Raw genomic sequence first — 13,654 nt, forward strand, 5'->3', positions numbered from 1 at the left:
TATTTTCTGCCTGCACCACCCTCTCCCCCGCCCTGCTGCCCAGCAGCCAGCCTGCGTTGCTCGCCCGGGCAGACAGCTGTCAGTACTGTCCGGCACAACTCGTCGCGCCCTCCATTTCGCTCGGCCAGCTGTCCCTCTAGGCGGCGAACGCCAGCCGCCCCCGGCCTGCAGGGGCGAATTCATGCGCCTTGGCGGTGTGTTTGGGCGAATGAATTCGCCCAAACAGCGCGGAAGCCGCTCAGGCACTGGCCCTCCCCCCGCTTCAAATTCCGCTCGCAGCGCTGCCGCCTTACGGGGCGCAAACGAAACCGCCCGGCGAATGCCGGGCGGTTTGTATATCACGGGCGGATCAGCGCTTGTCGACGGTAACGATCTCGCGGCGCTCGCTCATCGCTGCCGGCACCTCGGCCTCGTCGGTGTAGAACTGCTGGTACCACTCCCGCAGCTGGTAGACCGGGCCGTCGCCCTCGGCCAGCACCGGGTTGTTGATGCACACCTTGTGCTTCCAGATGTCCACGTCCTGGTAGAAGGAGGTGCGGTTCTGCTGCACATACTCCTTGGCCAGCGCCTCGTTCTGCTCCTCACTCCAGCCAGGCATCTTCTTCACCAGGCAGCCGAAGCGCAGCTCGAAGCTGTTGGGGCCGATCGGCACGTGGCAGTTGAGCAGGATCGAGTGCACTTCCATGCCTTCGAACACCGCGCGCATGCGGGTGAAGTGGGTGGCCGGGCCGAAGTAGGCCGACTCGGCGACCAGGTCCCCGCCCAGGCGGATCGAGTCGCCATGGAAGATCTGGTGGGCGATGTGGCCTTCGAACACGTTGGCGAAGTACTTGGTCGGGGTGCCGTGCACCGGACCGAAGTGCTGGGCGTCGGCGAGGTTGTCGACCAGCTCGCGCGGATGGGTGTCGATGATCAGGGTGTCGAGGTGCCAGTCGTGCGACCACTCGTCGCTGTCGATTTCCGGCAGGTGCGGGATCACCACGTCTGCGGCCGGGGCCTTGCCTTCCGGGTTGTTCCAGACGAACAGCAGGCCGTTCTCCTCGCAGGTCAGCCAGGAGCGGGTCTTGGCCTTGGGCGGGATGCGTTCGCAGTAGGGGATTTCAGCGCAGCGGCCGCTGCCCTCGAACTGCCAGTGGTGGAACGGGCAGACCACGCGGTTGCCTTCCAGGGTGCCCTGCGACAGGTCCGCGCCCATGTGCGGGCAGTGGGCGTCGAGGACGTTGATCTTGCCGCTGTCGTCGGCGAAGGCCACCAGGCGGGTGCCGAAGATGTTCAGGGTGTGCAGCTTGCCGTCGCGGTAGTCGTCGGCGACACCCAGGCAGTGCCAGCCGCGCGCGAAACGGTGCGGCAGCGCATTGTTGGTGTTGTTATTGGTCATCAGGCTTTCTCCGTTGAGCACACGCAAGGCGGGACGCCGTCCGGCCGCGCCTCGGGGCGGGCCGGACGGCGGCGTCCGACGATCTTCACCGAGGCACGCCCTGCGCTCATCATCCGCTTGGACTAGAAAGCGCGATTTCAGGCGCCGGCCGGCACCCGCCAGTCGGCGACGATGCCCTGCTCCAGGGCGAACGGCTGGGCGGCGATGGTGCGCTTCTGGAACTGCCCCGCCTCGGCGGCGGTGGCCAGCCAGAGCATGACCTGCGCCGGCACCTCGGGCGGCGCCATGCCGCCGCGCAGGGCGATCACGCCCTTGTCGCCGATGGTGGCCATCAGCGCCTCGGTGGTGACCACGCCAGGGTTGATGGTGAAGGCGCGGATGCCGCGCTCGCCCAGCTCGGTGCTCAGCACCCCGGACAGGCGCGACACCGTGGCCTTGCCGGCGCCGTAGGCATAGCCCCAGCCACCGCGCCCGGCCGCCACCGGCGGGTCGCTCTCGCCGGCGCCGGAGGTGACGTTGATGATCACCCCTTCGCCGCGCTCGAGCATCTGCGGCAGCACCGCGCGGGTGGCCAGGAACGGCGCCAGCAGGTAGCCCTGGTAGACGCGCAGCAGGGTCTCGGGCTCCAGCTCGAGGAACGGCAGGTTGAGGTCGCCGCCCTGGTAGATGGCGTTGTTGACCAGCACGTCGATGCGCCCGAAGTGTTCCAGCACCGCCGCGCAGGCGGCACATACCGATTCCGCGTCGAGCAGGTCCATGCGTACCACGAACACCTCGCGGCCCAGCTCGCGGATGGCCGCGGCGGTCGCCGCCAGGCTGCCGGGCAGCGGCGTGCCGTCCGGGTTGCGCAGCGCGTGCTGGTGGCTCTCGCCCTCCTCCAGCGTGCGCGCGCTGATCGCCACGTCGAAGCCGGCGCGGGCGAAGGCCAGCGCCGTCGCGCGGCCGATGCCCCGGCTGGCGCCGGTGATGAATGCCACCTTGTTCATTGCAGACTCCTTGAATTGAATCCCCGAATCGAATCCTCTGTAGGGGCGAATTCATTCGCCCGACGCGGCCACGTTGGCGAATGAATTCGCCCCTACAGCTCAAGTCTTGGTGCCGGGCACCCCAGGGGGCATCGTCAATACGGACCAGAAACGACGAGGCCACCCGCAGGTGGCCTCGTCGTTACCGATGAAGTCAGAACTTCGCCGGGCGCACCATGGCATCCATGCCGCCATCGACGAACATCACGCTGCCGTGGATGAAGCTGGCCTGCGGCGACTGCAGGAAGGCGACCAGCGCGGCGATCTCCGCCGGCTGGCCGGCGCGGCCCAGCGGGGCGACGAAGTCGCGCACCGCCTGACCGAAGCGCGGATCCTCCAAGGAGGCCTGGTGCAGCGGGGTCTCCACCGCGCCCGGCGCAACCACGTTGAGGCGCAGGCCCTGGCCACCCCACTCCACCGCCTTCTGCCGCGCGTAGCGAGTCACCGCGTACTTGGAGCTGGCATAGGCGACGTGTGCCTGGTTCAGCTCGCTGGCCAGGGCAATGGCGCGCGCCTCGTCGCCGGCCAGCATGGCCTCGGTCATCGGCTGGCTGTCGGCGCCCGGCTGGGTGGCGGCCACCGAGCCGACGATCAACGCCGCACCGCGCTCGCCGCGCGCCAGCGCGCTGGCTAGTCCGTCGACCAGTGCGGTGACGCCGAAGTGGTTGACCGCGACGATCACCGAAGATGGCAGGGTGACGCCGACGCCGGCGCAGCACACCAGGCCGTCCAGCACGCCGTCGCAACGGTCGAGCACCTCGTCGACCGCCGCCTGGCGGCCTTCGGGGGTGGACAGGTCGGCGATCACCTCGGCGTTGGCGCGGTCGATGCCGATGATCTGGTGACCGGCGGCGCGCAGGGCGGCGCACACGGCGGCGCCGATGCCCGACGCGGAACCGCTGACAGCTGTGACTGGCATGGAAACTCTCCTTGATGACTGGCTTGGATGGCTGGGTTTGCCCCACTCTAGGGGCGGCGCGGCGCGCGTCGAATCGTCCGAGCGGACGATATCAGCCGGCGCGCAGCCGCTGCGCCTGGCCGTCGGCCTGGCCGACTGCCATCACGCTGTTGAGCATGATGCGCACCAGCTCGGTCTGCCGGCGCACGCCGGTCTTGGAGAAGATCGCGCGCAGGTGGGCGCGCGCGGTGTTGCGGCGGATGTTCAGCGCCTCGGCGGCCTCCTCCAGCGACAGGCCGTTGGCCAGTTCGAGGCACAGCGCGGTTTCCGCCGGGGTCAGGTTGAACAGCTGCTTGGCCACCGTGGTGCTGGTCAGCGACTTGCCGACCGCATCGCGGATGTACACCACCACCGCCGGCTGGCCCTTGCTTTCCGCCCACTCCAGCGAGGGCACCGACTCCACCACCACCACCAGGCTGACCTGGCCGGACGGCCGGGCGATCGACACCGCCTCGGCGATCGGCGGACTCTCCTTGCCCTGACGGGCGAAGGCGCTGCGCACCAGGCGCTGCAGCTCGCGGTTGTCGCTGGGATAGGAGGCCTCCAGGCGACCGCCGACCACCTTGAGACCGTCGGCACCGGCGAGGATCTCCTGGGCGATGGCGTTCTGCTGCAGCACGCGGCCGCTCTCGTCGAGCACGATGGTCGCCACCGACAGGCGGCTGATCGCCTGGGAATACAGCGTGCCCATCGACTGGCTGCGGTCCAGCTGGTTGTGCATGTTGAGGGCGCGGCGCAGGTGCGGCAGGATCAGCTCGCACAGGGCGCGGTCGCGCGCCGAGAACTTCGGCGCGGATTCGGGGCGGGTGATGCGGAAACGCAGCTTGCCGGAATCCGGGGTGGCGATGTCCACGCCCATCACGTGGTACACGCCCTTCGGCCCGCACCAGTGCTGGTAGTAGGAGGACTCGCGCCAGTCCTTCTCGCTCATCAGGTCGTCGACGGTGAACACCTTGTCGACCGGCTGGTTGATGAAGGGGGTGCTGGAGTGCGGGTAGGTCAGGTAGGTGACCTTGCCCTCGCCCTCGACGTTGCCGGCGACGATCATCAGGCCGGCGTCCGACTGGTCGGGGACGCGCAGGATCAGGGTCACGTAGTTGGCGGCGAACAGGTCGCGCAGCTGCTCCATGGGGATGTGCCACAGCCGGCTGTCCAGCGCCGCATCGTACAGGGCCGCGACCAGGCGGTCGTATTCGGCCAGATCCAGGCCCGCCAGGGCATGGAGGTCTGCAGTAGTCTTTTCCACCCTATCACCTCTTGGCGGAGACGGCTCATGGGCCGGCTCCTTATTGTTCTTGTCGATCAGGTTGCCCCGGGCATCCTCCGGGCCGGCGGCGCAAGCCCCCTGCCCGGTGCGCCTCCTGCGCCGGTGCGGCCGCCGTCGAAACGGCGGGCACCTTCGTCATTTTCCTGTCGTCAGGATACTGCCAAAGCCGGGAGGCAGTTCAAGAGCCGCGATCTTGAGGCCTCCCTGACTTCTGTTTCCGGCTGTTACACGCAGGCCGTCGCCTCCTTCGTCCCGGCCTGGGACCGGTGCTGGCTGCCGTCGGCGGTGGCTGCGCCCTCGCGCGCCCGTACCAGCGGCCGCCCCTCGTTGAACCAGGCAGCCAGCGCCGGCAGCAGGAAGATCGCGCCGAACACGTTGACCAGGAACATGAAGGCCAGCAGCACGCCCATGTCGGCCTGGAACTTCAGCGGAGCGAAGGCCCAGGTGCACACGCCGATGGACATGGTCAGCGCGGTGAACACCGCCGCCGTGCCGCGCTGGCGCATCGCCTCGTAGAAGGCGTGGCGCAGGTCGCGGCCCTCCTCCATCTCGTGCTGGATGCGCTCGTAGAGGTAGATACCATAATCGACGCCGACCCCGACTCCCAGCGCGACCACCGGCAGGGTGGCGACCTTGAGGCCGATGCCGAGCAGCGCCATCAGCGCGTTGCAGAGGATGGCGACGATGGCCAGCGGCACCAGGATGCACAGCACCGCGCGCAGCGAGCGGAAGGTCAACCAGCAGAACAGCGCCACCGAGCCGAACAGCGCGGCCAGCATCATCACCTCGGCGCGGTCCACCGCCTCGTTGGAGGCGGCCATGATGCCGGCGTTGCCGCCGGCCAGGCGGAAGTTCACTCCGGGAGTGACGTCGGCGGCGACGATGCGCTTGAGTTCCTTGACCACGTGGGCGACGGTCGCCCCCTCATGGTCGGTGAGGAACACCAGGATCTGCATCTGCTGGCAGCCGTCGGTGACCATGCCCAGCTCCGACGAATAGGCGCGCGAGCCCTGCTGCAGGCCGCGCTCGGAGTTGGGAATCGCCGACCAGCGCGGGTTGCCCTCGTTGTTGCCGGCGATCACCACCTTGCCGGTGCCGGTGACGCTGGACACCGACTGCACGCCGGCGATGTGGCGCACGGCGAAGTCGAAGCGATCCACCGCACGCATCACGGCCGGGTCCAGGCAGGCTTCCGGGTGATCCTTGACCTCGACGAACACGGTCAGCACATCGAGACCGATGGCGTAGCTGCCGACGATCCGCGCGTTGTCACGGTTGTAGCGCGAGTCGCTGCGCAGTTCCGGCGCGCCGGCGCCGATGTCGCCGGTCTGCAGGTCGCGGGCCTTGAGGGTGCCAACGGTGAGCAGGATCAGGCTGGTGGCGAACACCAGCAGCGCCGGACCGGGCTTGGCCAGGCTGGAAAGCCCCCACCACAGCGGGTGCTTGCGGCCTTCCAGCGGCTTGTTGCTGGGCTGCGCCGAGCGTTCCAGACGCAGGTGGGAGATGATGATCGGCAGCATCATCTTGTTGGTGACGATCATCAGCAGCACGCCGAGGCAGGCGGTCACGCCCAGCTCGTGGACGATGGGGATGTCGATCAGCATGATCACCGCGAAGCCCACGGCGTTCATCAGCAGGGCCAGCGAGCCGGGGATGAAGATCTTGCAGAAGGCCGCATGGGCCGCGTCCTGCGCGCTGGCGCCGGCCAGCACGTCCTGCTTCCAGGCGTTGGTCATCTGCACCGCGTGGGACACGCCGATGGAGAAGATCAGGAACGGCACCAGGATCGACATCGGGTCGATGCCCAGGCCCAGCAGCGGCAGCAGGCCGAGCAGCCAGACCACCGGCAGCAGCGCCACCACCAGCGCCACCACGGTCAGCTTGAGCGAGCGCGAATAGCCCCACAGCAGCGCCGCGGTGATCAGGAAGGCCACCACGAAGAAGCCCATCACCGCGCCGAGGCCCTCGACCACGTCGCCGACCAGCTTGGCGAAGCCGACCACGTTGATCTCGATCTGCTCGTTGTTGTACTTGCTGCGGATTTCCTCGAGGCGCTTGGCCACCTCGACGTAGTCGACCTTCTCGCCGGTCTTCGGATCGACGTCCTGCAGGTCGGCGCGCACCATCGCCGCCTTCAGGTCGGTGGCCACCAGGCGGCCGATCTGCCCGGAGCGCGCGGTGTTGCTGCGCACCTGCTCGAGATCCTCGAGGGTGCCGGCGAAGCGCGGCGGCACCACCACGTCGCCGAAGAAGCCGTCCTCGGTCACCTCGACGTACTGCACGTTGGGGGTGAACAGCGAGGTCACGCTGGAGCGGCTGACCCCGGAGGTGAAGAACACGTCGTCGGTGACCTTGCGCAGGGTATCGAGGAACACCGGGTTGTAGATGTCGCCTTCGCCCTTCCAGCGCACGCTGACCAGGAAGCGGTTGGCGCCGGTGAACACCTTGCTGTATTCGAGGAAGTTCACCATGTACTCGTGGCGCAGCGGGATCAGCTTGTTGAAGCCAGGGTCCAGCCGCGTCTGCAGGGCGCTGGCGCCCAGGCCGACGGTGATGGCGACGAACAGCGCCATCAGCGCGCGGCGGCGGGCCATCAGCAGGTCGGCACAGGCCTCGACCCAGCGATCCACCCGGGAAGTTTGTCCTTTCATCACGTCACCCTCAGTCCTGCACGGCGGTGATGCCGCCACGGAAACTCTTGAACACGCCCTGCTCGCCGCCGACCACCAGCACACGCTCGTCCAGCGCCGCTACCGAGGTCAGGGTGCCGAGGCTCTTCAGGCGCAGGCTGTCGACCAGCTTGCCCTGGCCATCGAAGCGGCTGACCACGCCGCCGGCGCCGACCACCAGCACGCCGGTCTGCCCGGGCAGCCGCGCATGGCCGTAGAGCGGCGCGGTATGGCCGAGCGGGACCTGGGTCCAGTTCTGGCCGAAGTCGTCGCTGACGAACACATGGCCGCGCATGCCGTAGGCCAGCCAGCGCTGCGCCGACAGGCGCACCACGCCGAACAGCGAGCCCTTGTAGAAGGCCGGCAGGGCTTCCCAGTTCTCGCCGCCGTCGGCCGAGCGCAGCACCGTGCCCTGCTCACCGACCAGCATCAGCTGGCCGTCGGCGCCGCCGTCCATGCCGTTGAGGTGATAGCCGTCCACCGGCAGCTCGCGGGCCTGCCAGCTCTGCCCGGCGTCGCGGGACACGAAGAACTTGCCGTAGCTGCCATAGGCCATCACGGTGTTTCCGGCGCCGGCCCAGACGCCGAGCAGCGGCTCGGCCAGCTCGTTGTCGATGCGGCTCTCCTGCCAGTGCTTGCCGCCGTCCGCGGAGCGCAGGATCCAGCCGTCGTGACCGACCGCCACCAGGCGCTCGGCCGACAGCCGCGCCACGCCGGTCAGCGAACTGCCGCGGCGCTGGTCGATGGCGGCCTGCTGCCAGCTGTCGCCGAGGTCGTCGCTGGTGAGGACGATGCCCTGCTCGCCGACCGCAACCACCCGGTGGCCGTCGACGGTCATGTCGTTGATCAGCAGGCGGTCGGTGCGCAGCTCGGTGGCCGGCAGGGGTGGCGGGGTACGGTGCGAGAAGGCGTACGCGGTGGTTGCCGCGACCACGGCCGAGACGGCGTAGGCGATCAACTGGCGCATGGCGACCTCCGCAGGCGATTGAGTGCTTTCATGCTGTCTTTCCCTTGTTCTTGTTGTGGGCGAGCGCGACGCGGCGGTCGCTCGACGCAGGCGGATACAGCCCGATAGTCCCCAGATAGAGCGGTGCCGGCATCGTCCATAAGGAGTACGCCGGCACAGAGGGGGGAATGGGGATGGACAGGGCTGGCGCAGAGCGGCTTGTAGGGGCGAATTCATTCGCCTTTGCGAGGCGTTTTGGCGAATGAATTCGCCCCTACATATGGGTGTAAATCAGGCGATCTCGAACAGGCCGGCAGCACCCATGCCGCCGCCGATGCACATGGCCACCACCACGTAGCGCACGCCGCGGCGACGGCCTTCCAGCAGGGCGTGGCCGACCATGCGCGCACCGGACATGCCGAACGGGTGGCCGATGGCGATGGCGCCGCCGTTGACGTTGAGGCGGTCGTCGGGGATGCCCAGCACGTCGCGGCAGTGGATCACCTGGCAGGCGAAGGCCTCGTTGATCTCCCACAGGCCGATGTCGGCCACGGTGAGGCCGAAGCGGTTGAGCAGCTTGGGCACCGCGAACACCGGGCCGATGCCCATCTCCTCCGGCGCGCAGCCGGCCACGGCGATGCCGCGGTACACGCCGAGCGGCGCCAGACCACGGCGGGTGGCCTCGGCGCGGCTCATCAGCAGGGTCGCCGCGGCGCCGTCGGAGAACTGCGAGGCGTTGCCGGCGGTGATGAACTCGCCCTGCTGCACCCACTTGCCGTCCTTCCACACCGGCTTCAGCGCGGCGAGGTCCTCCAGCCTGGTCGACGGGCGGTTGCACTCGTCGCGGTCGGCGAGCACCTCCTCGTGGCCGGTCGGGTTGCCCTCCTTGTCGAAGCACAGCTTGCGCGCGGCGAGCGGCACGATCTCGTCGGCGAACAGCCCGGCGGCCTGCGCCGCGGCAGTGCGCTGCTGGCTCTGCAGGGAATACTCGTCCTGGGCGGCGCGCGAGATGCCGTAGCGGCGCGAGACGATCTCGGCGGTCTCCAGCATCGGGATGTAGGCCGCCGGCACCACTTCCTGCACCGCCAGCGACTGTGCGCGATAGCTGTTCTTGTGCTTGGTCTGGGTCAGCGACAGCGACTCGACGCCGCCGGCCACCGCCACGCCCAGCTCGCCGGTCATGATGCCCTTGGCGGCGACGCCGATGGTCATCAGGCCGGAGGCGCACATGCGGTCCAGCGCCATGCCCGGCACCGTGTCCGGCAGGCCGCCGGTGTAGGCGCACAGGCGGCCGATGTTGTAGGCCTGGGTGCCCTGCTGCACCGCCGCGCCCATGATCACGTCCTCCACCGCGCCCGGCTCGATGCCGGCGCGCTCGACCACCGCGCGCACCACGTGGCCGCCGAGCACCGGCGCCTCGGTATCGTTGAAGGAGCCGCGGAAGGACTTGGTCAGCGCGGTGCGCGCGGTGGACACGATCACCGCATCGTTCGGATTGGCTTGCATGGGAATCTCTCGCTCAGTTGAAGGTGTAGCGGCTGATGGTGTCGACCACGCAGCCCGGGCGCTCGCCGCCCTCGATCTCGACGCTGACCCGCACGGTGGCCTGCACCGCCGCGCCGACCTGCTCGACGCGCACCACCTCGCCGCGCCCGCGGATGCGCGCGCCGACCTTGACCGGCGCCGGGAAGCGCACGCGGTCGCAGCCGTAGTTGACGCCCATGCGCAGGTTGTCGACCTGGATCAGCTGCGGCAGGAACAGGTTGACCAGCGACAGGGTCAGGTAGCCGTGGGCGATGCAGCCGCCGAACGGGCCGCTGGCGGCGCGCACCGGGTCGACGTGGATCCACTGGTGGTCACCGGTGGCCTCGGCGAACAGGTTGACCCGCGCCTGGTCGATCTCGAGCCACTCGGTGGCACCGAGGTCCTGGCCCTCGGCGGCGAGCAGCTGTTCGGCGCTGGAATAGATGGTGGTCATGGCGCGCTCCTCAGGCCTGCTGGGAACTGACCGACAGCACTTCGCCGGTCATGTAGGAGGCGTAGTCGCTGGCCAGGAAGACCATCACGTTGGCCACTTCCCAGACCTCGGCGGCGCGGCCGAAGGCCTCGCGGCTGGCCAGCTGGGCGAGCAGCTCCTCGCTGGAGGCCTTCTTGAGGAAGTCGTGCAGGGCGATGGACGGCGATACCGCGTTGATGCGCACACCGAACTCGGCGGCCTCCAGGGCGCTGCAGCGGGTCAGCGCCATCACCCCGGCCTTGGCCGCGGCGTAGTGGGCCTGCTCCTTCTGCGCGCGCCAGCCGAGCACCGAGGCGTTGTTGACGATCACCCCGCGGCCGCGGCCCTGCATGTGCGGCAGCATGGCGCGGGTCATGCGGAAGGTGCCGGTCAGGGTGATGTCGAGCACCCTGCTCCACTCCTCGTCGCTCATCTCGGTGACGCGCTTCTGGCCGCCGAGGCCGGCGTTGTTGATCAGCACGTCGACGCCGCCCAGAGCCAGCTCGGCGGCGGCGATCAGCGCCTGCACCTCCTCTTCCACGGCGACGTTGCACAGCTGGCCGTAGACGGCTTCGAGGCCGGTCTCGGCCTTGAGGCGCTCGACCGCCTCTTCCAGACGGCGCGGGTGGATGTCGGAGATCATCAGCGCCCGGCAGCCCTCCTCCGCGCAGCGCCTGGCGGCGGCGAAACCGATGCCGGCGCCGGCGGCGGCGGTGATCAGGACGGACTTGCCGGCCAGCAGCTGGTGGCCGGGCACGTAGGGGGGAGCTTGTCGCATGGCAGAAACCTCGTTGGTAAACGGTCTGCCACAGGTATACGGGGCGCTCGGGGGTGCTACATCGTCAAAACGGACGGGGCAGAGGGGCGCGCGCCGTCAAAGCTGCCAAGAGGCGCACCCTCCTCCGCTAGCCGGATGGCATAACCTGCCCGCCTCGCCACCGGGCCATCCCCGGCGGCAGAGCAGCCAGACTTCATCGCCAGGGGACAAGGAATGCCCACACCGCCCAGGATCGTCCTGATCAACCCGCCCCACACTGCCATCGGCAGCCGTATCCCCGACGAGCACCTGCCGCCACTCGGCCTGCTCAGCGTGGGCGGCCCCTTGCTGGATGCCGGGTTCGCGGTGTCGCTGCTGGATGCCGACCGCGAGAACCTGCCGCTGTCGGCGATCACCGGGCAGGTGCGCCAGCTGCGGCCGACGGTGGCGATGCTCGGCCATTCCGGGTCGAGTTCGGCGCACGCCACCGTGGTCGAGCTGTGCCGGCTGCTCAAGCAGGCGCTGCCGGAGCTGACCATCGTCTACGGCGGGGTACACCCCACCTATCACTGGCAGGAAATCCTCCGCGACTGCCCGGCCATCGACTTCATCGTGCGCGGCGAGGGCGAGCAGACCGCCCTGTCCCTGCTCGAAGCGCTGCGCGACGGCGATCCGCTGGACGGCGTGAAGGGCATCGCCTTCCGCCACCAGGGCCAGGTGCTGGGCACGCCGCCGGCGCCGCCGTTGCGCGACCTGGACGCCTACCGGGTCGGCTGGGAGCTGATCGACCATACCCGCTACTCCTACTGGGGCGGCAAGCGCGCCGTGGTGGTGCAGTTCTCGCGCGGCTGCCCCTACCCGTGCAGCTACTGCGGGCAGCGCGGCTTCTGGACGCGATGGCGGCACCGCGACCCGGTGGCCTTCGCCCGCGAACTGGCGCGCCTGCACCGCGAGCACGGGGTGGAGCTGATCAACTTCGCCGACGAACTGCCCACCGGCTCGCGCAAGGCCTGGCGGACCTTCCTCGAGGCGCTGATCGCCGAAGACGTGCCGCTGCTGCTGGTCGGTTCGACCCGCGCCGGCGACATCGTGCGCGACGCCGACATCCTCCATCTGTACCGCCGGGCTGGCGTGATCCGCTTCCTGCTCGGCATCGAGAGCTACGACGAGGCCACGCTGGCGAACATCAACAAGCGGGCGGACGTCAGCGAGGACCGCCAGGCCATCTGCCTGCTGCGCCAGCACGGCATCGTCTCCATGGCCACCTACGTGCTCGGTTTCGAGGAGGAAGGCGACCGCGACTACTGGCGGTCGTTCCGCCATCTGCTGCGCTACGACCCCGACCAGATCCAGCTGATCTACGCCACGCCACATCGCTGGACACCCTTCTATGCCACGGTGGAGGAGCGCCAGGTCATCGAGACGGACACCCGGCGCTGGGACTACAAGCATCAGGTGCTGGCGGTGCGACGCGTCCCGGCCTGGCGGGTGTTCCTGTGGTTCAAGCTGATTGAGCTGGCCATGCAGTCCCGCCCCAGAGCGCTGGGACGCATCCTCCTGCACCGCGACGGCGACTTCCGCCACGCCATGCGCTGGTACAGCCGGATCGGCCGGCGAGTCTGGCTCCACGAGGTGGCGGAATTCCTGCGCCGCATCCCCGGGCTCAGGCCGGGACCGACCCTGCGCGAGTTCCTCGGCCCTTCGCTGGCGGAAACGGAATACGCGCATGACCGCGGCCAGCGGATCGCCACGGACAGGAAACATGCCGAGACGCTTGCGGAATGAAGTCTCGCCGGCAGCATCTGCCGTGGCGCACCGAACCGTCTCGAGCACTGCCGGGCCTCGACCTCAGCGATACCAGCGCGGCGTATACACCCAGTCGCCGCCATCCGCGCGCGGGAAGCTGCGGGTGGTCGACGAGCCGACGATCACCAGGGTGCGCATGTCGACCATCTCCGGGGTCAGCTCGCCGAGGGTCAGGCTGGTGAGCCGGGCGCCGGGGCGGCCGATGTCGCGGCCGAGCACCACGCGGGTTTCCGGCGCACGATGGCTCCTGACGATTTCCAGGGCACGACCGAGCTGCCAGGGCCGGGCGCGGGAGATCGGGTTGTAGAAGGCCATCACCAGATCGGCGGCGCCGGCGTGCTCCAGGCGCTGCTCGATCACCGCCCAGGGCTTGAGGTTGTCCGACAGCGACAGCAGGCAGAAGTCGTGGCCCAGCGGCGCACCGGCCAGCGCGGCGGTGGCCAGCGCGGCGGAGACGCCCGGCAGGATTTCCAGCTCGACCGCATGCCAGAGCGGGTCAATGCTCTGCTCCAGCGCCTCCAGCACCGCCGCGGCCATGGCGAACACCCCCGGATCGCCGGAGGACACCACCACCGCACGGCGCCCGCTGGCGGCCAGCTCGAAGGCATGGCGGGCGCGCTGCAGCTCCTCGCGGTTGTCGCTGCAGTGGCGCACCTGCTCCGCGCGCAGCGGCCCGGCCATGTTCACGTAGGTCTCGTAGCCGAGGATGTCCTCGGCCTCGTCCAGCGCCCGGCGCACCGCCGGCACCATCAGCTCGGCGGCGCCGGGGCCGAGGCCGACCACGCTGAGCCGCCCACGGGCGCGGCCGAGTCGCTCGACCGCCACCGGCTGCGCGGCGCGGCCGATGCACAG

At 69.3% G+C, this 13,654-nt stretch carries 11 protein-coding genes; 1 reads left to right on the forward strand and 10 read right to left on the reverse strand.

Going from position 1 to position 13,654, the window contains the following annotated elements; all coding sequences use genetic code 11:
• Nucleotides 1–349: 349 nt before the first annotated feature.
• The 9 genes from E5198_RS03160 to E5198_RS03200 all read right to left on the reverse strand — a co-directional run bounded on the left by E5198_RS03160 (nt 350) and on the right by E5198_RS03200 (nt 11,017).
• Nucleotides 350–1,378 carry a Rieske 2Fe-2S domain-containing protein gene (locus tag E5198_RS03160; protein ID WP_136488564.1) on the reverse strand — a complete coding sequence of 343 codons (1,029 nt, stop codon included), beginning with the start codon at nt 1,376–1,378 and terminating at the stop codon, nt 350–352.
• A gap of 137 nt (nt 1,379–1,515) precedes the next feature.
• The gene (locus E5198_RS03165; protein ID WP_136488565.1) at nt 1,516–2,364 is read right to left on the reverse strand and encodes an SDR family NAD(P)-dependent oxidoreductase; all 849 of its coding nucleotides are present in this window, start codon (nt 2,362–2,364) and stop codon (nt 1,516–1,518) included.
• Between the two features lie 193 nt (nt 2,365–2,557).
• Nucleotides 2,558–3,322 (reverse strand): SDR family oxidoreductase, encoded by a 765-nt coding sequence (locus tag E5198_RS03170; protein ID WP_136488566.1) that lies wholly within the window; start codon nt 3,320–3,322, stop codon nt 2,558–2,560.
• 91 nt (nt 3,323–3,413) lie between these two features.
• Nucleotides 3,414–4,607, reverse strand: coding sequence for a helix-turn-helix transcriptional regulator (locus E5198_RS03175; RefSeq protein ID WP_256658956.1), 1,194 nt, complete (start codon nt 4,605–4,607; stop codon nt 3,414–3,416).
• Nucleotides 4,608–4,852: 245 nt separating this feature from the next.
• Nucleotides 4,853–7,279: an RND family transporter gene (locus tag E5198_RS03180; RefSeq protein ID WP_136488567.1), complete on the reverse strand. Its 2,427-nt coding sequence runs from the start codon at nt 7,277–7,279 to the stop codon at nt 4,853–4,855.
• Nucleotides 7,280–7,289: 10 nt separating this feature from the next.
• The gene (locus E5198_RS03185) at nt 7,290–8,264 is read right to left on the reverse strand and encodes a YCF48-related protein (protein ID WP_136488568.1); all 975 of its coding nucleotides are present in this window, start codon (nt 8,262–8,264) and stop codon (nt 7,290–7,292) included.
• A 270-nt stretch (nt 8,265–8,534) separates the two neighbouring features.
• Complete coding sequence (locus tag E5198_RS03190; protein ID WP_136488569.1) at nt 8,535–9,749, reverse strand: acetyl-CoA C-acyltransferase; 1,215 nt, start codon at nt 9,747–9,749, stop codon at nt 8,535–8,537.
• 13 nt (nt 9,750–9,762) lie between these two features.
• Entirely contained in the window at nt 9,763–10,221 is a 459-nt protein-coding gene (locus E5198_RS03195; RefSeq protein ID WP_136488570.1) for a MaoC family dehydratase, read from the reverse strand.
• Nucleotides 10,222–10,231: 10 nt separating this feature from the next.
• The gene (locus tag E5198_RS03200) at nt 10,232–11,017 is read right to left on the reverse strand and encodes an SDR family oxidoreductase (RefSeq protein ID WP_136488571.1); all 786 of its coding nucleotides are present in this window, start codon (nt 11,015–11,017) and stop codon (nt 10,232–10,234) included.
• Between the two features lie 213 nt (nt 11,018–11,230).
• Here E5198_RS03200 and bchE point away from each other — a divergent pair, with 213 nt between their 5' ends.
• Nucleotides 11,231–12,781, forward strand: a complete 1,551-nt coding sequence (gene bchE / locus E5198_RS03205; RefSeq protein WP_136488572.1) for a magnesium-protoporphyrin IX monomethyl ester anaerobic oxidative cyclase — start codon at nt 11,231–11,233, stop codon at nt 12,779–12,781.
• 63 nt (nt 12,782–12,844) lie between these two features.
• On the opposite strand, the gene cobJ is transcribed toward bchE, so the two are convergent.
• Nucleotides 12,845–13,654, reverse strand: an 810-nt coding sequence (gene cobJ, locus E5198_RS03210; protein ID WP_256658957.1) for a precorrin-3B C(17)-methyltransferase, incomplete at its 5' end; no start/stop codon positions are given.

The organism is Pseudomonas sp. A-1 (assembly GCF_004801855.1).
Taxonomy (GTDB): Bacteria; Pseudomonadota; Gammaproteobacteria; order Pseudomonadales; family Pseudomonadaceae; genus Geopseudomonas.